This is a genomic window from Micromonospora sp. NPDC049230, assembly GCF_040647875.1.
Taxonomy (GTDB): Bacteria; Actinomycetota; Actinomycetes; order Mycobacteriales; family Micromonosporaceae; genus Micromonospora.
The window spans coordinates 1-25,663 of sequence record NZ_JBEZCZ010000011.1 but is presented as its reverse complement, the minus strand read 5'-3'; the positions used below and the strand labels follow the sequence as shown (position 1 = coordinate 25,663).

Here is a 25,663-nt window from a genome sequence, read left to right as displayed (position 1 = left end):
GCGCACACCACTCCAGGAGCCAACCATGGGTGTATTCGCGAGCACCGACGACCCGGTATCGACAGGTCACGAACAGGTCGTCTTCTGCCAGGACAAGCAGAGTGGCCTGAAGGCGATCATCGGGATCTACTCCACGGCGCTGGGGCCGGCGCTCGGCGGCACTCGCTTCTACCCGTACGCCAGCGAGGAGGACGCCCTCGCCGACGTGCTAGACCTGTCGCGCGGGATGGCGTACAAGAACGCGCTCGCCGGTCTGGACCTGGGCGGTGGCAAGGCCGTCATCTGGGGCGATCCGGAGCAGATCAAGAGCGAGGCGCTGCTGCGCGCGTACGGTCGCTTCGTGGAGTCGCTCGGCGGTCGCTACTACACCGCCTGCGACGTCGGCACCTACGTGGCCGACATGGACGTCGTGGCCCGGGAGACCCGCTACGTGACCGGGCGCAGCGTGGAGCACGGCGGCGCCGGTGACTCGTCGATCCTCACCGCCTGGGGCGTCTTCCAGGGCATGCGGGCGGCCGCCGAGCACCTCTGGGGCACCCCGAGCCTGCGGGGCCGGCGGGTCGGTGTGGCCGGGTTGGGCAAGGTCGGCAAGTACCTGACCGGGCACCTACTCGACGATGGTGCCGAGGTGGTCGCCACCGACGTCAACCCGAAGGCGCTGGCCTGGGTGCGCACCAACCACCCGCAGGTCGCCCTGATCGACGACGCCAGCGCGCTGGCCGCCGCGGACATCGACGTGTACGCGCCCTGCGCGCTGGGCGGCGCTCTGAACGACGACACGGTGCCGGCGCTGCGCGCCAAGGTGGTGGCCGGTGCGGCCAACAACCAGCTCGCCCACCCGGGCATCGAGAAGCTGCTGGCCGACCGGGGCATCCTCTACGCCCCGGACTACGTCGTCAACGCGGGCGGCGTCATCCAGGTGGCCGACGAGATCGAGGGCTTCAACTTCGAGCGGGCGAAGCTCCGGGCGACCCGGATCTACGACACCACCCGCGAGATCCTGCGCATGGCCGACGCCGAGGGTGTGCCGCCGGCGGTGGCCGCCGACCGGCTGGCGGAGCGGCGGATGGCGGACATCGGCCGGCTGCGCGGGATCCACCTGCGCTGAGCATTCCCGGAGGCGGGTCGGCGGGATCCGCCTCCGGGCCTCCGTGGCCGGCGCCTGTGGGTAAGCTGAAGTCGGGTCAACTTTGATGCGGTTTGTCCGGTGTCACGGGTGCTAACCGTTCCGCTCCTTACCCGGTACACTGGGTAACGGCCGGATCGACGCGACGCGCAGAGCCGGCTGACGGTAACCCGAGGTGCCGAACGGTGGCATCCCCATGTACCGTAAGAGCCACGAGAGATGCCTGACGTCATCGGGGCCCGCCTTCGGGCTGCCCCGCATTCTGTGCGAGGGGGTCGAGCCATGGGGCGCGGCCGTGCTAAGGCCAAGCAGACGAAGGTGGCGCGGGAGTTGAAGTACCACTCCCCGAACACCGACCTCACCGCCTTGCAGCGCGAACTGGCGGGTGCTGGTAAGTCTGAGCACCACTTCGACGACGACTCTAAAGAGTTCGTCGACGACGATGATGAGGATCACGCGGACGACGATCCGGATCCCTGGGTCCGTCCGACCCGCTGACCTCTCGACGCAACTGAGCACGCGGCACTCCCGCGTGCTCACGCACGTCTGTGCAGTTGCCGACGATCAGGGGCCTGACCCGACCGACACCACTCCGGTCGCTCGACAGGCCCCCGATCGCGGCTCACCTCAGCGTGGGCGGTTGTTCCAGTTGTAGAACGTCGGGATGTTCTCGAAGTGGTTCCAGGCGCAGACCGCGCTGGTGCCGTCGCCTCCCGAAACCTCGGAGCGCAGCCTCCGCGCGTCTTCAGCCTCCTGCAAGAGCGCGACGAGAGCAGGGCCCGCCTCCCGCACCCGTTCGGTGACGCCGTCGTCCGCTTCGCGCTCAGGGCGCCGGTGACTGGTGGTCTCGGGCATGCTCCAACACTCCCTCCAATAGGCGGATCTTGCTGTTGCGGCAGTGCTCGGTCTCGGTACCGTCGAAACGCCCCAGCTCGAAGTAACGGTTGGCGGCATGGCCACCCCCGCAGAAGCCGAAGTACGGGCAGGAGGCCCGACACGCCTCCACACCGGCCAGGAACTCGCCGACCCACGGCGTGGCCGCCGCACCCGCGAGGATCTCCGCCAGTGGGGTCGTCAGCACGTTGCCGCTGCTGAAGTCGCCGTAGCGAGGGTCGGTGAAGCCACCCAACTCCGGGGACAGCACGATCACCGAGCCGTCGTGACCGATCGTCGGGATCGGGTCCAGGTGACGGGGCAGCAGCCCGTCGGTCGTGTCGTCGAGCACCGCCGCGGCGTAACGCAGCGACCACTCGATCTCGCGCAGGTGGATCCGGGGCTCCCGCCGCCAGGCCGCGACCAACTCGGCCCAGAAGCCGGTCACCGCCGCCGGGTGGTGACTGTTGTCACGGGTGTTGACCCCTTCGGTCTCCTCGATGTTGATGCCCAACACGTCGCAGCCCAGATCGAGGAAATAGTCGTACAGCTCGGTGGCCAATCCCGGCTCCGGTCGGGAGACCACTGCCAGCGCGGAGAAGGGCAGGCCGTGCCGCCGCAGCGCGGCGACACCCCGCAGGATCCGGTCGTACGCCGGCTGGCCACCCCTGTTGACCCGGTCGCCGTTGCGCGCCCGCGGCCCGTCCACGCTCACGCTCACCCGCATCTCGTGCCGGGCGAAGAAGGCACACCAGTCGTCGTCGATCAACGTGGCGTTGGTCTGCACGTGATGCTCGACCTCGGGCCCGAACGGCGCCATCAGGTCGGCCAGGTGCTCCCGGCCGGCCGCCAGCGGCTCACCGCCGTGCCAGACCACGGAGAACCGGCCGGCCGCCGCCCAGGGGTTGACCGCCGCCGCGACCGCAGCGGCCACCGCCACCGGCATCCGCCGGTCGACGGCACGAAACGGCAGATAACAATACGCGCAGTCCAGGTTGCAGAGGGTGGTCGGCTGCATGACGACGTACGACGGGACGGCCGCCAGACCGCGCATCCCGCTGAACGCCTGCCCCCGAGCAGCCATCACCCTCCTCCGCCTAGCCTGAGCCCTTCAGGCTAGGCGGCATTGGCCACTTGGGTGAAGCCCTGATCAGGTGCCCGGACGATCGCCAGCGCGTGCTCAACCTCGGGTGTGCTGACCGACCATCTGCACGTTGCCGGTGCCCTCGATGATCTCGCCGGCCTGCCACGCCTCGACCCCGCGGCCGGTCAGCGTGGCCAGCGCCCGGTCAGCGTCCTCGGCAGACACGATCGCGAACATGCCGACACCCATGTTGAAGGTCGACTCCATGTCGTGGTCGTCGATGCGACCCTTCGACTGGATCAGGTCGAAGATCGGCTGCGGCTTCCAGGTGGACCGGTTGACCACCGCGTCGACGTGCTCCGGCAGCACCCGGACCAGGTTGCCGGGGATGCCGCCGCCGGTGATGTGGGACAGCGCCCGCACCTCGGCCTCGGCGATCAGCTTCAGGCAGTCCTTGGCGTAGATCTTGGTCGGGGTGAGCAGCTCCTCACCCAGGGTGCGCTGCCGACCGAAGTCGTCGATCACGATGTCCAGTCGCATCCGAGCCGCGCCGAGCAGCACGTGCCGGACCAGCGAGTAGCCGTTGGAGTGCAGGCCGGACGAGCGCATGGCGATCACCACGTCACCCACCTCGACCCGCTCCGGGCTGAGGATGTCGGCTTCCTCGACCACTCCCACGCCTGTCGCGGAGATGTCGTACTCGTCCGGGCGGAGCACGCCGGGGTGCTCGGCGGTCTCCCCGCCCAGCAGCGCGCAGCCGGCGTAGCGGCAGCCGTCGGCGATGCCCGCGCCGATCTCGGCGACCTTGTCCGGCACGACCTCGCCGGTGGCGATGTAGTCGAGCAGGAACAGCGGCTCGGCGCCACAGGCCACCAGGTCGTCCACGACCATCGCGACCAGGTCGATGCCGACCGTGTCGTGGATGTCCATCTGCTGGGCGATCACCAGCTTGGTGCCCACCCCGTCGGTGGAGGACGCCAGGATCGGGCTCTTGTACTTCTTCGTGTCCAGCCGGAACAGGCCGGCGAACCCACCGAGGTCACCCATCACCTCGGGGCGCCGGGTCTCGCGCACCTTCGACTTGAGCAACTCCACCGCGCGATCGCCCGCGTCGATGGAGACTCCGGCGTCGGCGTACGAGACCGAGCGTTTGCGAGCCTGCCGGCCGGCACCGCCCGTCCAGGGCTGTCGGTCGCCGCCGGCGCCCGTCGGGCTGCTTCCTGCGCCGCTGCGCTCGGACACGTGCGTCACGGTTCTCCCCTTTGGTTCTCGGTGCCGCGCCGGCGGTGGCCGGGCCGCGCCGGTTGGTGCTACGGGCGGTTTGCGGTAACGCCACCCGGAGTGGCGACGAACGAGCCGTTGGCGTGCGGTGCTTCCGGTGCCGAGGTGGCGACCCGGCGGCCCACTCCTTCGAGCACGTGCTTGCCGATCAGGTTGCCGGCCGGCAGCTCAATCGGGTACTCCCCATCGAAACACGCCCGACACAGCCGGGTCTTCGGCTGCTCGGTCGCGGCGATCAGGCCAGGAAGCGAGACATAGCCCAGCGTGTCGGCGCCGATGGAGCGCCGGATGCCGTCGTTGTCCAACCCGTTGGCCAGCAGCTCCGCCCGGGTGGCGAAGTCGATGCCGTAGAAACACGGCCAACTGACCGGCGGGGAGGAGATCCGCACGTGCACCTCCAGCGCCCCCGCCTCACGCAGCATCCGGACGATGGCGCGCTGGGTGTTGCCGCGCACGATCGAGTCGTCCACGACCACCAACCGCTTGCCCCGGACGTTCTCCCGCAGTGGGTTGAGCTTGAGGCGGATGCCGAGTTGGCGCAGGGTCTGGGACGGCTGGATGAAGGTACGGCCCACGTACGGGTTCTTCATGAGGCCGGCACCGTAGGTGATGCCGGACGCCTCCGCGTAGCCGATCGCGGCCGGGGTGCCCGACTCCGGCACCGGGATCACCAGGTCGGCCTCGACCGGGTGCTCCTTGGCCAACTGCCGACCGATCTGCACGCGCGCCGCGTGGACGTTGCGCCCGGCGATCGTGGCGTCGGGGCGGGCGATGTAGACGTACTCGAAGAGGCAACCCTTCGGCTCCGGCGCGGCGAACCGGGTCGAGCGCAGCCCGTTCTCGTCGATCGCGATCAGCTCGCCCGGCTCGACCTCGCGGACCACACTCGCACCGACGATGTCCAGCGCGGCCGTCTCACTGGCCACCACCCACCCGCGCTCCAGCCGGCCGAGCACCAGCGGGCGCACACCGTGCGGATCACGGGCCGCGTAGAGGGTCGTCTCGTCCATGAAGACGAAACTGAACGCGCCGCGCAGTTGCGGCAGCACCTCCAGTGCGGCCGCCTCGACCGACAGATCCGGTCGGCCGGCGAGCAGCATCGTCACCAGCGAGGTGTCGTTTGTCGAACCGTCCGCGACGAGGCCGCGGTCGGCGACCTCCTTCTCCAACTCGGCGGTGTTGACCAGGTTGCCGTTGTGGGCCAGCGCGATGGTCGTGCCGGAGGTGGTGGACCGGATCGTCGGCTGGGCGTTCTCCCAGTTGGACGCGCCGGTCGTGGAGTAACGGGCGTGCCCGATCGCCAGGTGGCCACGCAGGCTCGCCAGGGTGGGCTCGTCGAAGACCTGGGCCACCAGGCCAAGGTCCTTGTAGACCACCACGCCGGAGCCGTCGCTCACCGCGATGCCCGCCGCCTCCTGGCCGCGGTGTTGTAGGGCGTAGAGGCCGAAATAGGTCAGATTGGCGACCTCTTCGCCGGGCGCCCAGACGCCGAAGACACCACAGGCGTCTTGGGGGCCAGGTCGTTGGGGGTCAAGGTCGTGGCTCAGCCGGCCGTCGCCTCGGGGCACCTACCGCTCCCTCATGCTGGTCTGGACCGGCTGGGCGGGATCACGGGCGGATCCACACTCGTCTGCCGGGACCACTGTCATCGCCTGACAGTGTACGCGAATGGCCGTCGACACAGATAGTCACGTTTCCCATGCCGAGCGTCACGGTGAGTGCGACATCGGACAACTAGAGGGGCAGATACGCAGAGAGGTCCGCCCGGACACCACTCATCTGGACGCGACCCTCGGTGACCGCCTCCGCCCAGCCGATCCGCCCGGTGGCCAGCTCCAACCACGTCGCCGGAGCCATCTCGACCACGTTCGGCGGATTTCCCCTGGTGTGTCGAGGGCCGGGTACGCACTGGATCGCACCGTATGGTGGGACGCGCACCTCCACCGATCGGCCGGGGGCGCGCTCCGCGAGGATGGCCAACAGCGACCGGACCGCCTCTCGGAACACCGGCCGTTCGGGTGTATGCCCCTCGTCGAGCGCCGACAACGCCGCCGCAACGGCAGCGGACTTACTGTGCGGAGAGGACACGACGGGACGATACGACCCGCAGGTCGCGCACCTGACGTCGGCCCTGGGTCGCGCCGATCCAGTCGGACAAGGCATAGTTGCCGACGGCGTATTCGTACCGTGATGATCCCCGGCCCGGCGCCCCGCCGGCCAGAGGGAAGTCAGCCCGGAAGGCGGTGGACGTGTCAACACACCGATATGCCTGGAAGCAGCGGGCCGGTGTGGTCGTAGCGCTGGTTGCCGGCGCTCTGCTCGCCGTCCCCGCCACACCAGCGCTGGCCGCTCCCAAGGTCACCGACGTCTCAGCCTCGCCAGGCACCGTCCAGGCGGGCGGCGAGACGACAGTGAGCTACACGCTCAGCTTCGACGACCCGGTGGTGCCCGCCGATGTGACTGTCAGCTCCGACAACTCCAAGCTCCAGTGCATCGAGGGCTGCTCGCAGGGGAACGTAACCGAGGCCAAGACCTACACCGCCAAGTTCAAGTTGGCAGACGACGCTTCGAACGGGTCCGCCCGCATCACCGTCAAGGCCAGTGCCGGAATCGGGAACGGGCAGGGCTCGACCACTGTCAACCTCGCCGCCAAGGCCGCTCCGCCGCAGGTGCAGACCGTGCAGTCGATCTCCGGCAAGGTGGTCGTCCAGGCCGACAGCAAGGCGGTGCCGAACGCGGTGGTCATGCTGCTGGACAGCACCGGCAAGCGCTTCGACACCACCAGCGACGGCAGCGGCAACTTCCGCTTCACCGGCACCACGGACAAGCCGATCGCGCCGGGTCGGATCGACCTGGGTGCCACCTTCGACAACGTGCAGGCCCGCAAGACGCTGACCGCCGCTGCCGGGCAGGCCATCACCGGCCAACGGATCAGCCTCGCGATCAAGGTCGAGGTGACGCCCAGCGCCACGCCGTCCGCCACCGCCGACCCCACTCCCACCGAGGAGTCGGCCGACGAGGGTGCGGAGGACCAGGCCACCGATGACGCCAGCCCTGGCGCTCCGGCGAACGCCTCGAACAGCGACGACGGCGGCAGCGGCCCGTACCTGGTCATTCTGCTCGGTGGTCTGCTGGTGGCCGCCGGTGTGGGCACGATCGTGATGCTCTGGATGAAGCGCAGGGAGAGCGGCGGCGATGACGACGACGCCCCGGCCGCGGCTGGTGGCGGCGGTGTGGTGCCGCCGTCGCGGGGCGCTTTCCGCGGCCCCGACGACCAGACCCGGATGGTCGGCGGCCGACCCGGTGGCGGAGCGGACCCGACAATGGTCGGCGGCGCGGCGCTGAGCGAGGCGCCGACGATGATGCACCGCCCGGTGGTCGACGACGTCCCACCGGATCCGTACGGTGCGCCGGCGCAGGCGTACGGCGGTGCGGGCCAGCAGGGCTGGGGCGGCGCCGGGTACGGCGACGAGCAGGCACCCGGCGGGTACGGGGCCGGCGGGTACGGCAACGCACCGGCGTCGGGTGGCGGTTACGGCAACGCTCCCGCCTCCGGCGGCGGCTACGGCACCCCGGCCGGTTCCGAGGGCGTCTACGGCGCCGGTGAGGGCTACGGTGCCGCTCCCGGTTCCGGCGCTGGTTACGGCGGCGGCGCCCCGGCCTCCGGTGGCGGCTACGGCAACGCGCCCGGTTCCGGGGCTGGTTACGGCAACGCGCCCGGTTCCGGCGCCGGCTACGGCAACGCGCCGGCCTCCGGCGGCGGTTACGGCAGCCGCGACTACAACGGCCCGGCGGGGACCGCCGCCTACCCGCCGGCTCCCGCCGGCGGAGCGCCCTATGGCGAACGGTACGACGAGCCGACCGGCCGCTACACCGGCGACAACACCCAGTACCCGGCACCGGCAGATCCGTACGCCACGGGCGTCTACCAGCCGGAACAGGGCCAGGGGTACGGCCAGCCCGACTCGGCTCCGTATGGCGGTCGGGCACCCGAGCCGTCCGCAGGGTATGGCGGCCAGCAGGCCGGCGGGTACGAGCAGGGCGGCTACGGCGGCCAACCGGCCGGCGGGTACGACCAGGGCGGCACCTACGGCCAGGAGCCCCCACCGCAGCAGCGCGGCGGCTACGACGACCGCGGCTACGAGCAGCAGGGCGGCTACGGCGGCCAGCAGGCCGGCGGGTACGAGCAGGGCGGCACCTACGGTCAGGAGCCGCCGCCACAGCAGCGCGGCGGCTACGACGACCGCGGCTACGAGCAGCAGGGCGGCTACGGTCAGCCGCCGGCCGGGCGGGCGCGGCCGGAGACCCCGCCGCAGACCGACCGGGGCGGTCGACGCCTCGACTGGCTGGACGACTGACCGACCACACCGCACGAAACGGCCACCCGGAGTTCCGGGTGGCCGTTTCGCATCCAAGGTCCACTCGTGGTCAAGAAAGTCGCGGTGTCCAACACGCCTGGGCACCGCGCTTTCATGAAACCCGAGTTGATCAGCACCAACCCGCCGCGCGGCGCGGCTTGATCAGCCCCAGCCCACGCGGCACTGCCCGGCTTGGTCGCCGCTCAGGCGGCGGCGAAGACGCCCTGACTGAGCACCGGCACGACGTCCGACACGCCCACCCGGACGGCGACGTCCACGTCGTCGGCGAAGCCGCCCTCGGTCAACTCCCGCCCGGAAACGCTCCCGCGCACCGCGGCGGGCACGTCCGGAGTGCTCGCCAGCGCGGCAAGTGCCATGGCCGCCTCCACGGACAACCTGCCCGGTACGCCGGAGAGGGCGTCGAGCACCGAGGCGGCACCGAGTTGGTCCTCGACCGACGGGCGCAACGACCCGTCCGGCCACCGCTCCCCGGACGCGATCACGCCGATCGGGGCGTCTACTGTGCCGTACCCCTGGCGGCGCAGCCAACGCCCGACGGCCGGTGCGTTACGCAGGCACGCCGCGACCACCGGCAGGCCGGTGGCACTGGCGGCGGCGCTGATGGCGGAGCCGTTCGGCGAGGGGAGCACCAGGTCCGCCACCACCGGAGCCGTGCTCAGTGCGGCGGGTGAGAGCGACCACGGATGCTCCGCGGTCACCCTCCGTCGGCCCACCGCCGCGACCGCGCCGACGCGCACCGCGTACTCGGCGGCCTGCTCACCCCAGGGGAACGGGTGTACCCGCATACCCCGGGCGACGGCAACCTCCACGGCGGTGGTGAACGACAGCACGTCCACCACCACCAACGCCGCGCAGACCCGGCCGAGTTCGGCCGCCCCGGTCAGCCCCCAGTCGAACCGCGCACCGGAGCCGGGTTGGCCGTAAACGGCGGCCGCCAACGCCTCAGCGCTCGTCAGGCGACGGCGCGGTGACACCGGTGTCAGACTCGGACGACCCACCGGGCTGGGCCGGACCGATCGGCTCGACAGCGCCGGCCGCCGGGGAGGGCCCCGAGGACGCGATCGGCTCGGAGAGCACCTCGGCCGGGTCGATCGGCTGGGCCGGAGCGACGGGCAGCGGTACGGCTTCGACCGCACCCGCCACACCGGCGGCCGGCGCGGGCACCTCGACGGCCGCCGAGCCCCCGAAGATGCGGGGCAGCGTCTCGGTGTGCGCCCTGCGCAGCTCGTCCAGGTCGATCCGGAACTGGCCGTGCACCTCAAGTGCGCCGCCGGTCGGGTCGGTGACGCCGATCAGCTCGAACGGCACCCCCCGCTCGGCGCAGAGCGCCGCGAACGCCTTGTCGTGGCCTCGCGGCACCGACACCAGCGCCCGGGTGGCGGACTCGCTGAACAGGTAGACGAACGGCATCGAGCCCTCGGCGAACTGCTCCGGCACCGCGATGCGGGCACCGACGCCGCGCCGCAGGCAGGACTCGACGAGGCTCTGGGCGAGGCCACCGTCGGAGAGGTCGTGCGCGGAGGCCAGGTGACCGACGCGGGCCGCCTCGGCCAGCAGGTCGGCGAGCGCCTTCTCCCGCGCGAGGTCGACCTGCGGCGGGATGCCGCCGAGGTGCTCGTGCGTGACCCAGGCCCACTCCGAGCCGGACAGCTCCACGTTCGTCTCGCCGAGCAGGTAGAGCTGGTCGTGATCGCCACCCGGCCGCGGGACGAAGCCCATCGGCACCCGGTCGGCGACGTTGTCCAGCACGCCAAGCACACCGACCACCGGGGTCGGGTGGATGGCCGCCGCGCCGGTCTGGTTGTAGAAGCTGACGTTGCCGCCGGTCACCGGGATGCCCAACTCCACGCAGCCGTCCGCCAGGCCGCGCACGGCCTCGGCGAACTGCCACATCACGCCCGGGTCCTCCGGGGAGCCGAAGTTGAGGCAGTTGGTCACGGCGATCGGCTTCGCGCCGGTCACCGCCACGTTCCGGTACGCCTCGGCCAGGGCCAGCTTGGTGCCGTGGTACGGGTCGAGTCGGGTGTACCGGCCGTTGCCGTCGACCGACAGCGCCACGCCGAGCCCGGTCCGCTCGTCGATCCGGATCACGCCGCCGTCCTCCGGCTGGGCGAGCACTGTGTTGCCCAGCACGTAGCGGTCGTACTGCTCGGTGACCCAGGTCTTGTCGGCCAGGTTGGGCGACGCGATCATGCGCAGCACTGTCTCCCGCAGCGCCTCCGGGTCGGCCGGGCGGGGAAGAGTCTCGGCCCGGTCGGCCTGGAGCAGGATCAGGTCGGCCGGCTCACGCATCGGCCGGGCGTAGACCGGGCCGTCGTCGACGAGCGAACCGGGCGGCACGTCGACGACCAGGTGGTCCTGCCAGGTGATCAGCAGTCGACCGGGGCGGCCGTCCGGCTCCGGTGCGGTGACCTCGCCGATCGCGGTGGCGAGCACGCCCCACTTCTCGCAGGTCTTGAGCACCGCGTCGAGCTTGTCCGGCTCGACGACCAACAGCATCCGCTCCTGCGACTCGCTGGCCAGGATTTCGTGCGGGTCCATCGAGGGCTCGCGCAGCGGCACCCGCTCCAGCCAGACCCGCATGCCGGTGCCGGCCGCGGCGGCGGTCTCGGTGAGCGCGCAGGTCAGGCCGGCGCCGCCGAGGTCCTGGATGCCGACCACCAGTTGGCCGTCGTACAACTCGAGGCACGCCTCGATCAGCAGCTTCTCGGTGAACGGGTCGCCGACCTGTACGGCGGGCCGGCGGGCCTCGCTGCCCTCGTCGAAGGTGGCGCTGGCGAGCACCGACACGCCGCCGATGCCGTCCCGGCCCGTCTTGGCGCCCATCAGCACGACAACGTTGCCCGGGCCAGCGGCTGCCTTGTTCTGTAGGCGCTCGACCGGCAGCACACCCAGGCAGAGCGCGTTGAGCAGCGGGTTGCCCTGGTAGGAGGGGTCGAAGACCAACTCACCACCGATGTTGGGCAGGCCGAGGCAGTTGCCGTAGCCGCCGACGCCGGCGACCACGCCGGTGAGCACCCGGGCGGTGTCCGGGTGGTCCGCGGCGCCGAAACGCAGCGGGTCCATCACCGCGACCGGGCGGGCACCCATGGCGAGGATGTCCCGGACGATGCCGCCGACGCCGGTCGCCGCACCCTGGTACGGCTCGACGAAGCTGGGGTGGTTGTGCGACTCGACCTTGAAGGTCACCGCCAGCTCGTCGGAGACCTGCACGACACCGGCGTTCTCACCGATGCCGGCGAGCAGCCGGTCGCTGTGCACGGCCTTCTCACCGAACTGGCGCAGGTGCACCTTGCTCGACTTGTAGGAGCAGTGCTCGCTCCACATGATCGAATACATGGCCAGCTCGGACTGCGTGGGCCGACGGCCGAGGATCTGCCGGATCCGGTCGTACTCGTCGTCACGCAGACCCAGCTCGGTGTACGGCTGGAGCTCGCCCGGGGTGCCACCGGCGCGCGGCACAGTGTCCACGCCCTCGGTCCAGACGGCAGCGGCCAACTGGGCGGGAGCGGCCGTCGGAGCGACGGGCTGCGCCGGGCTCGGCTCGGCCGGCTGCGCCGGGGCGGAGTACGCCTCAGGCGTGTCGCGTACCGGGTCCGGATGGGTGGTCATGACCTCTCCTCGCTGCGCTCGCGCCCGCCAGGCCGGCGGTTGAGCTGACCGATGATCGTGTCGCCAGTCATGCCGGCGCCCCGACCAGGTGCTTGAGGACCGACGTGAAGAAGCCGAGGCCGTCCAACGAGGGACCGGTCAGCGCCTCCACCGCGTGCTCGGGGTGCGGCATGATGCCGACCACGTTGCCCGCGGCGTTGGTGATCGCGGCGATGTCGCGCTGCGACCCGTTGGGATTGCCGCCGACGTACCGGGCCACCACTCGACCCTCGGCTTCGAGCTGGTCCAGCGTCGCGGTGTCCGCGACGTAGCAACCCTCGCCGTTCTTGACCGGGATCAGGATCTCCTGGCCGGGCTGGAACGCGTTGGTCCACGCGGTGCCGGCCGACTCGATGCGCAGGACCTGGTCCCGGTTGCGGAAGTGCAGGTGCTGGTTGCGGGTGAGCGCGCCGGGCAGCAGGTGCGCCTCGCACAGGATCTGGAAGCCGTTGCAGATGCCGAGCACCGGCAGGCCACCCTGGGCGGCGTCCACGATCGTCTCCATCACCGGGGCGAACCGGGCGATGGCGCCGCAGCGCAGATAGTCACCGTAGGAGAAGCCGCCGGGCAGCACTACCGCGTCCACCCCGTGCAGATCCGGGTCACCGTGCCAGAGCCGGACCGGCTCGGCACCGGCGATCCGGACGGCTCGTGCCGCGTCCCCGTCGTCGAGCGAGCCGGGGAAGGTGACCACACCGACCCGGGCGGTCACGAGCGGGCGTCCGCGGTCTCGTCGGCCTCGACCAGGCGGATGGTGAAGTCCTCGATGACCGGGTTGGCGAGCAACTTGTCGGCAATCTCCCGAGCGCGGTCCAGGTCCGGTTCACCGGTGAACTCGATCTCGATCCGCCTGCCGATCCGAACCGAGGCGACGTCACCGACGCCGAGCCGGGGCAGCGCGTTTGCGACGGCCTGGCCCTGCGGATCGAGGATCTCGGGCTTGAGCATGACGTCGACGACGACGCGAGGCACTGGGCACTCCTGACTGTGTACGCAGTTGGGTGCCGACCCACAACGGGCGAGCGCAGCCAGCGTACCTGGCAGATATCGCCGCGCCCGCACCGGCCGCCCGCAGTTCAGGCAGTGATCGACATAACCGGCGCCCAGGGTGACCCAGGGAGCGCGACAGGCGGCCTCAGCAGGACAAACATGGCGCTGCGGGTAGCCGAATCGTTACATTGATCCATCTCGATCACCATCTTGATAACGATGGCCCCGGGCCCTATCGTACATCGACGTAGGTCGATTTAGGTGACGGCGGGGACCTCCCTCCGTCGCCCTTCCGCACCCGGCGACCCCGGGTCCGCCCCGCCCAAGGAGTCCACCCGATGCGCATCCGTCCCCTGCTCGCCGTGCTCGGCACCGCCCTGATCGGCACCCTCGGCGTCGCGTCCGGCGCGTCCGCCGCACCGCCCGGCCCGCAACCCATCATCGGCGGCAACACCGTCTCGTCCGCGCCCTGGGCCGCCGCGGTGCTGAGCAACGGCTCGTTCACCTGCTCCGGCAGCGTCATCGCCGCGCAGTGGGTGCTCACCGCCAGGCACTGCGTCAACGGCACCATGTCGGTCCGGGTCGGCAGCGTCTACCGCGCCTCGGGAGGAGTCACCCGTACGGTCAGCGCCACCTACACCCGCAACGACCTCGCCCTCCTGCGGCTCTCCAGCACCGTCAGCACCTCGACGGTCACCCTGGCCAGCAGCAACCCGCCCATCAACTCGACCAACTCGATCTACGGCTGGGGCATGACCTGCTACAGCGGCTGCTCCGCGTCCAGCCAACTGAAGACCGCCACCGTGCGGGTGACAAGCAACAGCGTCACCGACGCGTACGGCGGGCAGGCGATCCGCAGCACCGAGATCAGCGGTAACGCCTGGCGGGGCGACTCGGGTGGCCCCCAGTTCTACAACGGCCAGCAGGTCGGCGTCGCCTCCACCGCCGACGGCTACAGCATCCAGAACTACGGCAGCGTTGCGTACAACCGGGCCTGGATCACCTCGGTGGCCGGTGTCTGACGGTTAGCGCCCCACGAGGCGCGGATGGTCGGCTCCGTGTCGGCCGTCCGCGCCGCGCTGTTTTGCAGCATCCGATCAGGTGAACAATGCACCCGATCGGGTCGCGCCACTCCTGACAGCATCGGAACCGTGCTGGTCGTGACGACAGAGCAACTGCCCGGCTATGAGATCCGCCAGATCCTCGGCGAGGTGGTGTCCTCGATGGCCAGGACACGCAACCCGTACCGCGAGGGCGTCAAGAACCTGCGCGGTGGCGCGTACGACCCGATGGCCCCGGACAACCTGACCCGCTGGCGCACCGACTCGGTGTCCCGGCTCGGCGAGGAGGCCCTGCGGCTCGGCGCGAACGCGGTGATCGGCATGCGCTTCGACAGCCGCGACTGTGGCGAGATGTGGATGGAGATCTGCGCCTACGGGACGGCAGTGGTCGCCGTACCCAAGATGCCCGAGGTCATGCCGGCCGACCAGCCGGCGGTAGCGGCGGAGACCGCGGAGGTCGCGGGCTTCACGGAGTCCCCCGGCGGCATCGCCGAACCAGCAAGCGCCCCCAACCTCAGAACAGCAGCAGAAACCCCAACCGGCGACTAACCCACCCACCCCCGGCCCGGCCCCACCCGGCCCCGGGGCTCGCCCCACCCGGCCCCACCCGCGTTGATCATGGAGTTATTGCCCTACGCACCGGCGTGTCGCAGCAATAACTCCATGATCAACGCGGGGGTGGGGGGCCGGGGGGCGGGTGGGGGTGGGGGTGGGGGTGGGGGTGGGGGTTAGAGGATGGGGGGTGGGGAGTAGGCTGCGGCGTTTGGGTGGGTTTGGACTACCTTGGTGATGCGGCTGGTTACCGCTTCCACCTGGGACTGGGCGGCACCCACGAAGGCGGTGCGGTCGGCTACCAGGGTGTCGATGTCGGCGCGGGACAGGCCGAGTCGGCTGTCCGCCGCCAGGCGGTCGAAGAGGTCGTTCTCCGGCGAGCCCGCCTCGCGCATCGCCAGGGCAACCGCGACCGCGTGCTCCTTGATCGCCTCGTGGGCGGCCTCCCGACCGACACCACGCCGGACCGCCGCCACCAGGATCTTGGTGGTGGCCAGGAACGGCAGGAACCGCTCCAACTCCCGATTGATCACCGCCGGGTACGCGCCGAACTCGTCGAGCACGGTGAGGAACGTCTGGAACAGCCCGTCGGCGGCGAAGAACGCGTCCGGCAGGGCCACCCGGCGGACCACCGAGCAGGACACGTCCCCCTCGTTCCACTGGTCACCGGCCAGCTCGCCGACCATCGACAGGTAACCCCGGATGATCACCGCGAAGCCGTTCACCCGCTCCGAGGAGCGGGTGTTCATCTTGTGCGGCATCGCGCTGGAGCCGACCTGACCCGGCTTGAAGCCCTCGGTGGCCAACTCCTGACCCACCATCAACCGGATCGTGGTGGCCAGCGACGACGGCGCGGCGGCGGTCTGCGCCAGCGCGGCCAGCACGTCGAAGTCCAGCGAGCGCGGGTAGACCTGCCCGACGCTGTCCAGCACCCGGGAGAAGCCCAGGTGCTGGGCCACCCGGCGCTCCAGCTCGGCCACCTTGTCGGCGTCGCCGTCGAAGAGGTCGAGCTGGTCGGCGGACGTGCCGACCGGTCCCTTGATCCCGCGCAGCGGGTACCGGGCGATCAGCTCCTCCAGCCGCTCGTACGCGATGAGCAGTTCCTCCGCCGCCGACGCGAAGCGCTTGCCCAGCGTGGTGGCCTGCGCCGCCACATTGTGCGAACGGCCGGTCATGACCAGCTCGGAGTGCTCGTACGCCAGCCAGCCCAACCGGACAAGGGTGGCCACCACCCGGTCCCGGATCAGCTCCAGCGAGGCACGCACCTGAAGCTGCTCGACGTTCTCGGTGAGGTCCCGCGAGGTCATCCCCTTGTGCACGTGCTCGTGCCCGGCGAGCGCGCTGAACTCCTCGATCCGGGCCTTCACGTCATGCCGGGTGACCCGCTCCCGCTCGGCGATCGAGGCGAGGTCGACCTGGTCGAGCACCCGCTCGTACGCCTCAATCACGCCGTCCGGCACGGCCACACCGAGGTCGCGCTGAGCGCGGAGTACGGCGAGCCAGAGCCGCCGCTCCATCCGGACCTTCTCCTCCGGAGACCAGAGGGCGACAAGTTCGGGCGAGGCGTACCGGTTGGCCAGCACGTTGGGGATCGTCGTCACGTACCTCATTGTCCCGCACCCGCTTGTCGACATCGGGACCGGCCCGGGTTGCCGAGGCCGCCAGGGACGTCGGCTGCCGCTAGCCGCTCTCAGGCCGGATCTGCTGCTGGTATCGCAGCTCATGCAGATGGCCGCCCTTGATCAGGATCGACACCTCGACCGGCTGCCCATGCACCGAGCGGACCACCCGAAACTGGCGGATCACCGGCACCTGTGGTGGCAGCGAGAGGATCTCCAGCTCTTGGGTGGTCGGCATTCGGACGGACAGTCGGTCGACGAGGTCTCGCTGCGGGTGCCCCAGTTCGGCCAGCGCCCGAGGAGCGCCACCAACGAGCTTCTGGCGTGCGGAAATCACGGTGCCTCGGCCGATCGAGACCGGATAGTACGACCACGACACCTCCACCGGCTCACCGTCGTACGAGAGCAGGCGGTGGCGGAGGATGGCGGGCTCGTCGTCGGCGACACCGAGTGCCAGTGCCACATCGGCGGGCGGTCGAACCTCGGCGACGTCGAGCAACTGGTAGGTGTACCCACCAAGGGAGGGCGGGACGTAGGCGTCGACCTCCATGACCAACGGCTGGCGATCCCGTACGTAGACCCCCTTGCCCACCCGACTGTGGAGATATCCCTCCTCCTTCAGCGCGGCGAGGGCTCGTTGCACTGTCGCGTTCGCAACCGAGTACTGATTGATCAACTGTGCTGTCGATGGCAACTGCGATCCGGACGGCAGCTCACCAGCCATGATGCGCGCCCGAATGTCGGCAGCGATCTGCTCGTGCCGAGGCCGATCGTCGCTCCTGCGAGCCAAGACGGGCTTCCCCTAAGCGATCGACGATTCGTACCGGAGGCGACGACCTTCGGCAGTCATGCTCATCACGCTCAGCTCGACTGGCAACCCGTCGTCGGTACTGAGCACGCGAGTCAGCCCGAGCACCCAGTCGTCGTCGCGCAGTTGAAGTAGCGACCGCTCCGCATCGGTTGCCCGCCGCGTGTAGACGTCTTCACTCACCCGTCGCGGCCGATACCCCAATTCCGCCAGCAGAGTAACCGCCCCACCGCGAATCTTGCGCAGTTCGGCAAGGCCGGTGCCGCGAGCGATGGTGGCCGGATAGTGAGATGTGGTCAGCTCCACCGGCCGCTCATCCAGCAACATCAGTCGGCGGCGCTGGATGACCGGCGCACCGGCGTCGAGTTGCAGCGCCTCGGCCAATTCCGCTGTCGGAACGATCTCGGTGACGTCGAGCAGACGCTGCGTGCCCACTCCGCCGTGTTGTGCGGCCTCCGCTCCCCAGGCTTCGGCCGCACCGGGCAGTCTCGGCGTCACGTAGGGAGTGGAGACACTGATCCATTCGAGGTTCCTCAAGATCCGCTCCTTCGCCTCACCCAGGCCCAGCACTTCGCCCCCACAGTAGATCCCCGCAGGCCGACATTCGCACCTTGATGCCTTACGCGTATGGCAGTAAGGTTGTCTCACTGGCCCGCACTTCCCCCGCCGGTCCCGTGGAGCTGCCGTGTGCCCGTACATCGCTGACAGGAGCGCGAGATGAGCGCCTATCGCCGCTTCACTCACGGCCGGATCGCGCCATGATCCGCCATGGACCACCCGCTGTCCGGGTAGGTGATGTCGTCGCGGTTGACGAGCAGCACTACTGCTACGGGCTGGGCCGGCTGGTTCTGCGGGTGATCGAGGTGGGTCGGCGCGAACGGCACAGCGACGGCGTCTGGATTCACCTGCGCGGCATCGAGTTGGGCGGGCCGACCGGCCCGCGTCAGCGTCGGGTGCTGGTGCGCCTGGCTGCCCTTCGCGTTCGACCCGCCGCGCGGCCGGCGAATCGTGAGGCTCCAATGCCGCACGTGCCCGTCCGGCCGGCCTGGACCTGCGCCGGCTGCGGACAGGAGTGGCCGTGCCCGAACCGTCGGCGCCGGCTGCTCATCGAGTACGCACATGACCGGTTGTCGCTGGCGTTGTACCTGGGTCTACATCTGGCGGACGCGGCCGTCGACCTCTCGCATCCTCCTGCCGACGAACTACACGCCCGCTTTCTCGGTTGGACCCGATTCCGCCGGTCGTGAATCGACCCTGGTGTGGCTCGGGTTCGGTCCCCGTGCCTCAATTAAAGAGACACGGCTCAGCGTTCCAGGACCGCTGTCACTCCCTGGCCGCCGGCCGCGCAGATCGAGATCAGCCCGCGCCCGCTGCCCTTCTCGGCAAGCAGCTTGGCCAGGGTCGCCACGATCCGCCCGCCGGTGGCGGCGAAGGGGTGCCCGGCGGCCAGTGACGAGCCGTTGACGTTGAGCCGGTCGGTGTCGATCGCGCCCAGGGGCGCGTCCAGGCCGAGGCGGTCCTTGCAGAACTCCGGCGACTCCCAGGCGGCGAGGGTGGCCAGCACCTGGGACGCGAACGCCTCGTGGATCTCGTAGTAGTCGAAGTCCTGCAAGGTCAACCCGGCTCGGGCCAGCATCCGGGGAACCGCGTACGCGGGGGCCATCAGCAGCCCCTCGTCGCCGTGCACGAAGTCGACGGCCGCCGTCTCCGACCAACTGAACCAGGCCAGCACCGGCAGGTTGTGCGCGGCGGCCCACTCCTCGCTGGCCAGCAACACTGTGGACGCCCCGTCGGTGAGCGGCGACGAGTTGCCAGCAGTCATCGTCGCGTGCTCGGCGTCCGGGCCGCGGGTGCCGAAGACCGGCCGGAGCGAGCCGAGCTTGTCGAGGCTGGTGTCGGGGCGGAGGTTCCCATCGCGGGTCAGCCCCAGGTAGGGCGTCATCAGGTCGTCGAAGAAACCCCTGTCGTACGCGGCGGCGAGGCGCTGGTGTGAGCGCAGCGCCAACTCGTCCTGGGACCGCCTGTCGATCTGCCAACGCAGGGCGGTGCGGGCGGCGTGGTCGCCCATGGACAGGCCGGTCCGTGGCTCGGCGTTGCGCGGGATCTCCGGCTTGAACGGTTGCAGCGGGCGCAGCTTCGCCGCGACCTTGAGCCGTTCGCCGAGGGTGCGGGCCGAGTTGAGTTTGAGCAGCGTGCGGCGCATCTCCTCGTTGACCGCGAGCGGGGCGTCGGAGGTGGTGTCCACACCGCCGGCGATGCCCACGTCGAGCTGGCCGAGGGCGATCTTGTTGGCGACCAGGATGGCCGCCTCCAGGCCGGTGCCGCAGGCCTGCTGGATGTCGTACGCCGGGGTGTGCGGGTCGAGCCGGGAGCTGAGCACCACCTCACGGGCGAGGTTGAAGTCGCGGGAGTGTTTGAGCACCGCCCCGATCACCACCTCGCCGACCCGCTGGCCGGCCAGCCCGTACCGGGCGATCAGACCGTCCAGCGCGGCGCCGAGCAGGTCCGAGTTGGACGCGTCCGCGTAGCGGGAGTTGGACCGGGCGAAGGGGATGCGGTTGCCCCCGATGACCGCGACCCGCCGAATGCTCTGCACGATCCGCCTCCTCGACACGTGTTGCTCGAACCCTACTCGCCAGTAGGCTACGCGCATGACCGACAGGTACGCGAGCTTCGTCCGATCGGCTGCCGGCCGCGCGCTGGTCAAGCGCCTCGGGCTGCCCGACCCGCCCCGACTGCGCCGGCACCACCCCGGCGACCCGCTGCTGCCCGGTCCAGCGCTGCTCGGCGCGGCCACCGGCGGCCGGCTCGTCGAGCCGCTCACCACGATGCTGACCACCGCCGGGGTCGAGCTGCGCGACACCACCACCGCCGCACCGCAGGACCGCTTCGGGGCCCTGGTGTACGACGCCACCGGGATCACCGACTCGACCCAGCTGCGTCAGGTCTACGACTTCTTCCACCCGCACGCCCGCACGCTGCTGCCCAGCGGCCGGGTCATCGTGCTCCGCACGCCGCCCGGGGAGTCCGCGACTCGGCGCGAGGCGACAGCCCAGCGCGCCCTGGAGGGGCTGGTGCGCAGCATCGGCAAGGAGTTCGGCCGGGGCACCACCGCCCAGCTCGTCCAGGCGACCCGCCACATCGACGGCACCGGCACGCTCACGAGCCTCGAATCGACAGTCCGTTTTCTCCTCTCCGGCCGCTCCGCGTACGTCTCGGGGCAGGTCATCCGGATCGGCATCGACGCGGCGAGCGTCCCGGCCGACTGGGACCGCCCGCTGGACGGGCGGGTCGTGCTGGTCACCGGCGCGGCCCGGGGCATCGGAGCGGCCATCGCCCGGGTCCTCGCCCGCGACGGCGCGCAGGTGGTCGCCCTGGACATCCCGGCCGCCGGGGACGCCCTCGCCGCGGTGGCGAACGACATCGGCGGCACGGCCGTGCAGCTCGACCTGACCGCGCCGGACGCGCCGACCCGCCTCGCCGACCACCTGGCCACCCGGCACGGCCGGGTCGACGTGGTGGTGCACAACGCCGGCATCACCCGGGACAAGACGCTCGGCCGGATGGACGCCGACGGGTGGGACCAGGTCATCGACGTCAACCTCTCCAGCCAGGAGCGGATCAACGACGTCCTGCTGGAGCGAGAGCTGATTCCGGCCGGTGGTCGGATCATCGGCGTCTCCTCGATCGCCGGGATCGCCGGCAATCGGGGGCAGACCAACTACGCCACAAGCAAGGCCGGCGTGATCGGCCTGGTCGATGCGCTCGCCCCGACCCTGCGCAGGCGGGGGATCAGCGTCAACGCGGTGGCCCCCGGCTTCATCGAGACCCGGATGACCGCCCGCATCCCGCTTGTGGTCCGCGAGGCGGGCCGACGGATGAACAGCCTGGCCCAGGGCGGGTTGCCGGTGGACGTGGCTGAGACGATCGGGTGGCTGGCCTGGCCGGCGAGCGGCGCGGTCAACGGCAACGTGGTCCGGGTCTGCGGCCAGAGCCTGCTGGGGGCGTGATGGGCGCTCGGAGGGAGCCGGACGACGACCTCTCGCTGCACGAGCTGATCGACGGCCCGACGGAGACGCTGTCGGCGGAGACGCGAGCCAGAGCACTTCAGCCGGAGTCCGATGGTCGCACCCGGGTCGAACTGGCTCGGATGCCGGCGACCGGGGCGGCCCACCGGCGGGCGGTGCTCGGCGCGCTGCCGGGTCTCGGCGGCTGGCGGCGCGGGTCCGGCCTGCCGGCCGAGCTGGTCGTACGCGGGGTGCGGGTCGACCGGACGCACCTGGCCGCGTACGGCAGGGTCTGCGGTTTCCGGCTCACCGACCGGCTGCCCGCGACGTTCCCGCACGTCCTGGGCTTCCCGCTGGCCCTGCGGCTGATGACCGAGCCGGAGTTTCCCGTCCCGCTGACCGGCCTGGTCCACATCGGCAACCGGATCACCCTGCGCCGCCCGATCAGCGCCGACGAGACTCTCGACTTCACGACGTACGCGGAGAACCCGCGCCCGCACGACCGGGGGCGGCAGGTGGACGTGGTGCTGCTGGGCTCGGTCGACGGCGAGACGGTCTGGGAGGGTGTCTCGACCTACCTGGGTCGCGAGCGCAAGGCCGGCGGGGGCGAGCGGAGCACACGCCCCGACGCACCGGCCGCCACGGCCCGTTGGCCCGTGGGCTCCCGGGTCGGCACGACGTACGCGCGGGTCTCCGGGGACCACAACCCGATCCACACCTCGCTGCTCGGTGCGCGGCTGTTCGGCTTCCGCCGGCCGATCGCGCACGGCATGTGGAGCAAGGCGCGCTGCCTCGCCGCCCTGGAGAACCGGCTGCCGGACGCCTACACCGTCGAGGTCGCCTTCAAGGCTCCCGTCCCGCTGCCCAGCACTGTGGACTTCGCAGTGCTGCCGGACGGCGGGTTCGCCCTGCACGACCCGCGCGGCCGACCGCACCTGGTGGGTTTCCTGCGCTGACGATGTCCGGGCTTGGCAGGGACGCCCTCATGCGTTAAGTTGTTCTCAGAGCGAGATGTTCTCAACCTGAGAGAGACGCTGATGAACGAGCAGGAGTTCCTGGCCGCGTACGACCCACGGGCCTACCCGTCGGTCGCCGTGACCGTCGACGTGGTGGCGCTGACCATCCGCGACGGAGCACTGCACCTGCTGCTGATCCAGCGCGGCCAGCCGCCCTTCGCGGGGCACTGGGCGCTGCCCGGCGGCTTCGTCCAGCCCGACGAGGACCTGGCCGCCGGCGCCCGACGGGAGCTGGCCGAGGAGACCGGGCTCGGCGGCGAGCGGCTGCGTCGCGTACACCTGGAGCAGTTGGGCAGCTATGGCGCCCCCGACCGCGACCCGCGGATGCGTGTCGTCTCGATCGCGCACCTCGCGTTCGCCCCCGACCTGCCGGACCCGGCCGCCGGCACCGACGCCGACGCGGCGATCTGGCTGCCGGTCACCGCGTTGACCAGCCGACAGCTCGCCTTCGACCACGGCCGGATCATCGACGACGGGCTGGAGCGGGCCCGGTCCAAGCTGGAATACACGCCGCTCGCCACGCGCTTCCTCGACGCCGAGTTCACGATCAGCGAGCTGCGCACCGTCTACGAGACGGTCTGGGGTCACCCCCTGCACGCCGGCAACTTCCACCGCAAGGTGCTCTCCGTGCCCGGCTTCGTGGAGAGCACCGGCGCCAGCACCGAGCGCGGCGGCTCCCGGGGCGGCCCCCGCGCCCGCCTCTACCGGGCCGGCGACGCCAGGTTGCTGCACCCGGCGCTGCTGCGCCCCGCCCGCGAGGAGACGGTGCGATGAGGACGGCGGCGGCAATCGACCTGGTCACGGCGGCCCGCACCGACGCCGACCTGTTCGGCACGGACCAGCCGGCCCGGCGCTACCGCGAGCTGGTCGCGGCCCTGCACCCCGACCGCCTGCCGGCCGACCCGACGGTACGCGCCGAAGCCCTCGACGCGTTCATCCACGTCACCACCAGGTGGCAGGCCCGGCAGGTCACCGTCCTCGGCGACTACCGGCTCGGCACGCCGGCCCACTCGGGTGACCTGGCCGACCTCTACGACGTCGGCGACGATCGGCTGCTCAAGCTCCCCCGACGGCCCACCGACAACGATCTGATGGCCCGCGAGGCACACGCCCTGCGCACCATCGCCGAGCGCGGCGACCCGCGTTACCTGCCGTACGTGCCCCGGCTCGTCGACGAGTTCCCGCACCGCGACACCGCGTCCGGTGCCGAACGACGGATCAACGTCATCGCCACCGCGCCCGGCCTGCACAACCTCGACGAGGTGCGGCACGCGTACCCCGACGGGTTGGACGCCCGGGACGTGGCCTGGATGTGGCGACGGCTGCTGGTGGTGCTCGGCCTGGCCCACCGGGCGGGCCTGGTGCACGGCGCGGTCCTGCCCCGACACGTGCTGATCGAGCCGGACGCCCACGGTGTGGTGCTTGTCGACTGGTGCTTCTCCGCCCCCGTCGGCGGCACGGTCCCGGCGCTGGTGCCCGGCCAGGAGGACTGGTACCCGGAGGAGGTCACCGGCAAGCGGCCCGCCGGACCGGGCACCGACATCGCGATGGCCAGCCGCTGCATGAGCTGGCTGATGGGGTCGCGTGCGCCCCGCGAGCTGCACGCCTTCGCGCGGGGTTGCCGGCAGCGGTCCCTGCACGCCCGACCCGCCGACGCCTGGCGTCTGCTGCGCGAACTCGACAGGGTGCTGGACCGCCTCTACGGGCCGCGCACCTTCCGTCCCTTCACCCTCACCCCCTAAGGAGCTGTCATGGGCAGTGGAATCTGGTCCACCGACGTGTACGACGCCGCCGACCGCTACCGGCGCACCACCGGCCGCAGCGCGTTCTCCTACAGCGACAGCGGAGCGCGCACTGTGCACACCGCGCTCGACCCGCGCGGCGCGATGCGCGAGAGCCGCGACTCCGACGAGCACCCGCAGTCGACCCCCGTCGCGGTGCTCTTCGACGTGACCGGCTCGATGCGCAACGTGCCGCGCGTCCTACAGACCAAGCTGCCGCAGCTGCTCGGGCTGCTGCAACGGCAGGGGTACGCCAGCGACCCGCAGATCATGTTCGGCGCGATCGGCGACGCCACCTGCGACCGGGTGCCGTTGCAGGTCGGGCAGTTCGAGTCGGACAACCGGATGGACGACGACCTCGGCCGGATCGTGCTGGAGGGCGGTGGCGGCGGGCAGATGAGCGAGTCGTACGAGCTGGCCATGTACTTCATGGCCCGGCACACCGCCACCGACAACTGGGACAGGCGCGGCCGGCGCGGCTACCTGTTCATCATCGGCGACGAGCTGGCGTACCCGCAGGTGAAGACCCGGGAGGTGGCCAAACTGATCGGCGACGACCTGACCGAGGACGTGCCGCTGCGGCAGATCGTCGACGAGGTGACCCGCCGCTGGGACACCTACTACCTGCTCCCCGCCGGCAGCCACTACGCCGGCAACGCCAAGGTGCTCGACTTCTGGCGGGACCTGTTCGGCCAGAACGCCGTGGTGCTCGACGACCTCGACGCGGTCTGCGAGACCATCGCGCTCACCATCGGCCTCGGCGAGCAGGCCATCGACCTGGACGAGGGCCTGCGCCACCTGGACCACGCCGGCTCGGCCGCCACCGGCACCGTGTCGAAGGCCCTGGCCCGCCTCGGCCGGGGGCGGCGGGCCGAGGTGTCGACGCTGCCCGCCTTCACCGACACCACCGGCGGGGTGACGCGGCTGTGAGGCACGTGGCGGTGGTCGACCTCGGCTACGGCGACGCCGGCAAGGGCACTGTGGTGGACTGGCTCTGCGCCACCCGCCCGGTGCACACAGTGGTCCGCTTCAACGGGGGCGCGCAGGCGGCACACAACGTCGTGCTGCGCGACGGACGGCACCACACGTTCGCGCAGTTCGGGGCCGGCACCTTCCACCCCGGGGTTCGTACCCACCTGTCACGGCACGTGGTGGTGGACCCGCTGGCGTTGGCCGCCGAGGCCGACCACCTCGCCACTGTCGGGGTGCCCGACGCGCTCGACCGGCTGACCGTCGACGGCGACGCGCTGCTCGCCACGCCGTATCACCGGGCCGCCAACCGGGCCCGGGAACTCGCCCGGGGCGCCGACCGGCACGGCTCCTGCGGGCTGGGGGTGGGCGGGCTCGGCGAGCGCCTCACCCTGGGCGGGCGCGTCGGCCGGCACCGGCGCGCCCTGGTCGTCGTAGTCGTTGATCACGCGGACCCGGTCAGCCG

Annotated in this window: 25 protein-coding genes; 11 read left to right on the top strand and 14 right to left on the bottom strand. The window is 71.1% G+C overall.

The genetic code is table 11. From position 1 onward, the window contains the following. The first annotated feature begins 25 nt into the window (after nt 1-25). Both AB0A95_RS12465 and AB0A95_RS12460 read left to right on the top strand, forming a co-directional pair. Nucleotides 26-1,108, top strand: coding sequence for a Glu/Leu/Phe/Val dehydrogenase dimerization domain-containing protein (locus AB0A95_RS12465; protein WP_357555776.1), 1,083 nt, complete (start codon nt 26-28; stop codon nt 1,106-1,108). A 300-nt stretch (nt 1,109-1,408) separates the two neighbouring features. Next, on the top strand, nt 1,409-1,624 hold the full coding sequence (locus AB0A95_RS12460) for a DUF3073 domain-containing protein (RefSeq protein ID WP_030332207.1): 216 nt from the start codon (nt 1,409-1,411) through the stop codon (nt 1,622-1,624). A gap of 129 nt (nt 1,625-1,753) precedes the next feature. Here AB0A95_RS12460 and amcA read toward each other — a convergent pair whose 3' ends face one another. The 5 genes from amcA to AB0A95_RS12435 form a co-directional block, all read right to left on the bottom strand. Next, nucleotides 1,754-1,981 carry a multiple cyclophane-containing RiPP AmcA gene (gene amcA / locus AB0A95_RS12455; protein ID WP_357068924.1) on the bottom strand — a complete coding sequence of 76 codons (228 nt, stop codon included), beginning with the start codon at nt 1,979-1,981 and terminating at the stop codon, nt 1,754-1,756. Further along, complete coding sequence (gene amcB / locus AB0A95_RS12450; protein ID WP_357555898.1) at nt 1,950-3,053, bottom strand: cyclophane-forming radical SAM peptide maturase AmcB; 1,104 nt, start codon at nt 3,051-3,053, stop codon at nt 1,950-1,952. Before amcB ends, amcA begins: the two co-directional genes overlap by 32 nt. 126 nt (nt 3,054-3,179) lie before the next feature. Further along, a complete protein-coding gene (purM, locus tag AB0A95_RS12445; protein ID WP_357555775.1) occupies nt 3,180-4,334 on the bottom strand; it encodes a phosphoribosylformylglycinamidine cyclo-ligase in 1,155 nt (384 codons plus the stop codon). 59 nt (nt 4,335-4,393) lie between these two features. Next, complete coding sequence (purF, locus tag AB0A95_RS12440) at nt 4,394-5,932, bottom strand: amidophosphoribosyltransferase (RefSeq protein ID WP_357555774.1); 1,539 nt, start codon at nt 5,930-5,932, stop codon at nt 4,394-4,396. A 166-nt stretch (nt 5,933-6,098) separates the two neighbouring features. Further along, complete coding sequence (locus AB0A95_RS12435) at nt 6,099-6,452, bottom strand: sterol carrier family protein (RefSeq protein WP_357555773.1); 354 nt, start codon at nt 6,450-6,452, stop codon at nt 6,099-6,101. Nucleotides 6,453-6,613: 161 nt separating this feature from the next. Here AB0A95_RS12435 and AB0A95_RS12430 point away from each other — a divergent pair, with 161 nt between their 5' ends. Beyond that, nucleotides 6,614-8,722, top strand: a complete 2,109-nt coding sequence (locus AB0A95_RS12430) for a hypothetical protein (protein WP_357555772.1) — start codon at nt 6,614-6,616, stop codon at nt 8,720-8,722. A gap of 203 nt (nt 8,723-8,925) precedes the next feature. Here the strand turns inward: AB0A95_RS12430 and AB0A95_RS12425 are convergent, their stop codons facing one another. The 4 genes from AB0A95_RS12425 to purS all read right to left on the bottom strand — a co-directional run bounded on the left by AB0A95_RS12425 (nt 8,926) and on the right by purS (nt 13,366). Further along, nucleotides 8,926-9,681: a 2-phosphosulfolactate phosphatase gene (locus tag AB0A95_RS12425; RefSeq protein WP_357555771.1), complete on the bottom strand. Its 756-nt coding sequence runs from the start codon at nt 9,679-9,681 to the stop codon at nt 8,926-8,928. 4 nt (nt 9,682-9,685) lie between these two features. Continuing rightward, entirely contained in the window at nt 9,686-12,355 is a 2,670-nt protein-coding gene (purL, locus tag AB0A95_RS12420) for a phosphoribosylformylglycinamidine synthase subunit PurL (RefSeq protein WP_357555770.1), read from the bottom strand. Between the two features lie 67 nt (nt 12,356-12,422). Further along, complete coding sequence (gene purQ, locus AB0A95_RS12415; protein ID WP_357555769.1) at nt 12,423-13,106, bottom strand: phosphoribosylformylglycinamidine synthase subunit PurQ; 684 nt, start codon at nt 13,104-13,106, stop codon at nt 12,423-12,425. Continuing rightward, nucleotides 13,103-13,366, bottom strand: a complete 264-nt coding sequence (purS, locus tag AB0A95_RS12410) for a phosphoribosylformylglycinamidine synthase subunit PurS (protein ID WP_184180400.1) — start codon at nt 13,364-13,366, stop codon at nt 13,103-13,105. Before purS ends, purQ begins: the two co-directional genes overlap by 4 nt. A 356-nt stretch (nt 13,367-13,722) precedes the next feature. Here purS and AB0A95_RS12405 point away from each other — a divergent pair, with 356 nt between their 5' ends. Beyond that, entirely contained in the window at nt 13,723-14,406 is a 684-nt protein-coding gene (locus tag AB0A95_RS12405) for a trypsin-like serine protease (RefSeq protein ID WP_357555768.1), read from the top strand. A gap of 24 nt (nt 14,407-14,430) precedes the next feature. Next, nucleotides 14,431-14,994 (top strand): YbjQ family protein, encoded by a 564-nt coding sequence (locus AB0A95_RS12400; RefSeq protein ID WP_357555767.1) that lies wholly within the window; start codon nt 14,431-14,433, stop codon nt 14,992-14,994. A gap of 179 nt (nt 14,995-15,173) precedes the next feature. On the opposite strand, the gene purB is transcribed toward AB0A95_RS12400, so the two are convergent. The 5 genes from purB to AB0A95_RS12375 all read right to left on the bottom strand — a co-directional run bounded on the left by purB (nt 15,174) and on the right by AB0A95_RS12375 (nt 20,020). Beyond that, nucleotides 15,174-16,598 (bottom strand): adenylosuccinate lyase, encoded by a 1,425-nt coding sequence (purB, locus tag AB0A95_RS12395; RefSeq protein ID WP_357555766.1) that lies wholly within the window; start codon nt 16,596-16,598, stop codon nt 15,174-15,176. A 79-nt stretch (nt 16,599-16,677) separates the two neighbouring features. Next, a complete protein-coding gene (locus AB0A95_RS12390) occupies nt 16,678-17,406 on the bottom strand; it encodes a GntR family transcriptional regulator (protein ID WP_357555765.1) in 729 nt (242 codons plus the stop codon). Nucleotides 17,407-17,418: 12 nt separating this feature from the next. Then, nucleotides 17,419-17,961 (bottom strand): UTRA domain-containing protein, encoded by a 543-nt coding sequence (locus AB0A95_RS12385; RefSeq protein ID WP_357555764.1) that lies wholly within the window; start codon nt 17,959-17,961, stop codon nt 17,419-17,421. Nucleotides 17,962-18,164: 203 nt separating this feature from the next. Beyond that, nucleotides 18,165-18,452: a hypothetical protein gene (locus AB0A95_RS12380; protein ID WP_357555763.1), complete on the bottom strand. Its 288-nt coding sequence runs from the start codon at nt 18,450-18,452 to the stop codon at nt 18,165-18,167. Between the two features lie 275 nt (nt 18,453-18,727). Beyond that, nucleotides 18,728-20,020 carry an acetyl-CoA C-acetyltransferase gene (locus AB0A95_RS12375; RefSeq protein ID WP_357555762.1) on the bottom strand — a complete coding sequence of 431 codons (1,293 nt, stop codon included), beginning with the start codon at nt 20,018-20,020 and terminating at the stop codon, nt 18,728-18,730. Nucleotides 20,021-20,075: 55 nt separating this feature from the next. On the opposite strand from AB0A95_RS12375, the gene AB0A95_RS12370 reads away from it, so the two are divergent. The 6 genes from AB0A95_RS12370 to AB0A95_RS12345 all read left to right on the top strand — a co-directional run. Beyond that, nucleotides 20,076-21,434: a 3-oxoacyl-ACP reductase gene (locus AB0A95_RS12370; protein WP_357555761.1), complete on the top strand. Its 1,359-nt coding sequence runs from the start codon at nt 20,076-20,078 to the stop codon at nt 21,432-21,434. 140 nt (nt 21,435-21,574) lie between these two features. After that, entirely contained in the window at nt 21,575-22,387 is an 813-nt protein-coding gene (locus tag AB0A95_RS12365) for a MaoC/PaaZ C-terminal domain-containing protein (RefSeq protein ID WP_357555897.1), read from the top strand. Nucleotides 22,388-22,468: 81 nt separating this feature from the next. Continuing rightward, on the top strand, nt 22,469-23,221 hold the full coding sequence (locus AB0A95_RS12360) for an NUDIX domain-containing protein (RefSeq protein WP_357555760.1): 753 nt from the start codon (nt 22,469-22,471) through the stop codon (nt 23,219-23,221). Then, entirely contained in the window at nt 23,218-24,189 is a 972-nt protein-coding gene (locus tag AB0A95_RS12355) for a serine/threonine protein kinase (protein ID WP_357555759.1), read from the top strand. The genes AB0A95_RS12360 and AB0A95_RS12355 overlap by 4 nt, the downstream gene beginning before the upstream one ends. Nucleotides 24,190-24,198: 9 nt before the next feature. Further along, a complete protein-coding gene (locus AB0A95_RS12350) occupies nt 24,199-25,158 on the top strand; it encodes a hypothetical protein (RefSeq protein ID WP_357555758.1) in 960 nt (319 codons plus the stop codon). Beyond that, nucleotides 25,155-25,663: adenylosuccinate synthetase (locus tag AB0A95_RS12345; protein WP_357555757.1), on the top strand; the 509-nt coding region annotated here is incomplete at its 3' end. The genes AB0A95_RS12350 and AB0A95_RS12345, both read left to right, overlap by 4 nt.

Excerpts from the sequence above, each read along its gene's own strand:
- AB0A95_RS12465 (WP_357555776.1), top strand. The coding sequence starts at position 26 with ATGGGTGTATTCGCGAGCACCGACGACCCGGTATCGACAGGTCACGAA.
- AB0A95_RS12460 (WP_030332207.1), top strand. The coding sequence starts at position 1,409 with ATGGGGCGCGGCCGTGCTAAGGCCAAGCAGACGAAGGTGGCGCGGGAG.
- amcA (WP_357068924.1), bottom strand. The coding sequence starts at position 1,981 with ATGCCCGAGACCACCAGTCACCGGCGCCCTGAGCGCGAAGCGGACGAC.
- amcB (WP_357555898.1), bottom strand. The coding sequence starts at position 3,053 with ATGCGCGGTCTGGCGGCCGTCCCGTCGTACGTCGTCATGCAGCCGACC.
- purL (WP_357555770.1), bottom strand. The coding sequence starts at position 12,355 with ATGACCACCCATCCGGACCCGGTACGCGACACGCCTGAGGCGTACTCC.
- AB0A95_RS12405 (WP_357555768.1), top strand. The coding sequence starts at position 13,723 with ATGCGCATCCGTCCCCTGCTCGCCGTGCTCGGCACCGCCCTGATCGGC.
- AB0A95_RS12400 (WP_357555767.1), top strand. The coding sequence starts at position 14,431 with ATGGTCGGCTCCGTGTCGGCCGTCCGCGCCGCGCTGTTTTGCAGCATC.
- AB0A95_RS12370 (WP_357555761.1), top strand. The coding sequence starts at position 20,076 with ATGACCGACAGGTACGCGAGCTTCGTCCGATCGGCTGCCGGCCGCGCG.
- AB0A95_RS12365 (WP_357555897.1), top strand. The coding sequence starts at position 21,575 with ATGCCGGCGACCGGGGCGGCCCACCGGCGGGCGGTGCTCGGCGCGCTG.
- AB0A95_RS12360 (WP_357555760.1), top strand. The coding sequence starts at position 22,469 with ATGAACGAGCAGGAGTTCCTGGCCGCGTACGACCCACGGGCCTACCCG.
- AB0A95_RS12355 (WP_357555759.1), top strand. The coding sequence starts at position 23,218 with ATGAGGACGGCGGCGGCAATCGACCTGGTCACGGCGGCCCGCACCGAC.
- AB0A95_RS12350 (WP_357555758.1), top strand. The coding sequence starts at position 24,199 with ATGGGCAGTGGAATCTGGTCCACCGACGTGTACGACGCCGCCGACCGC.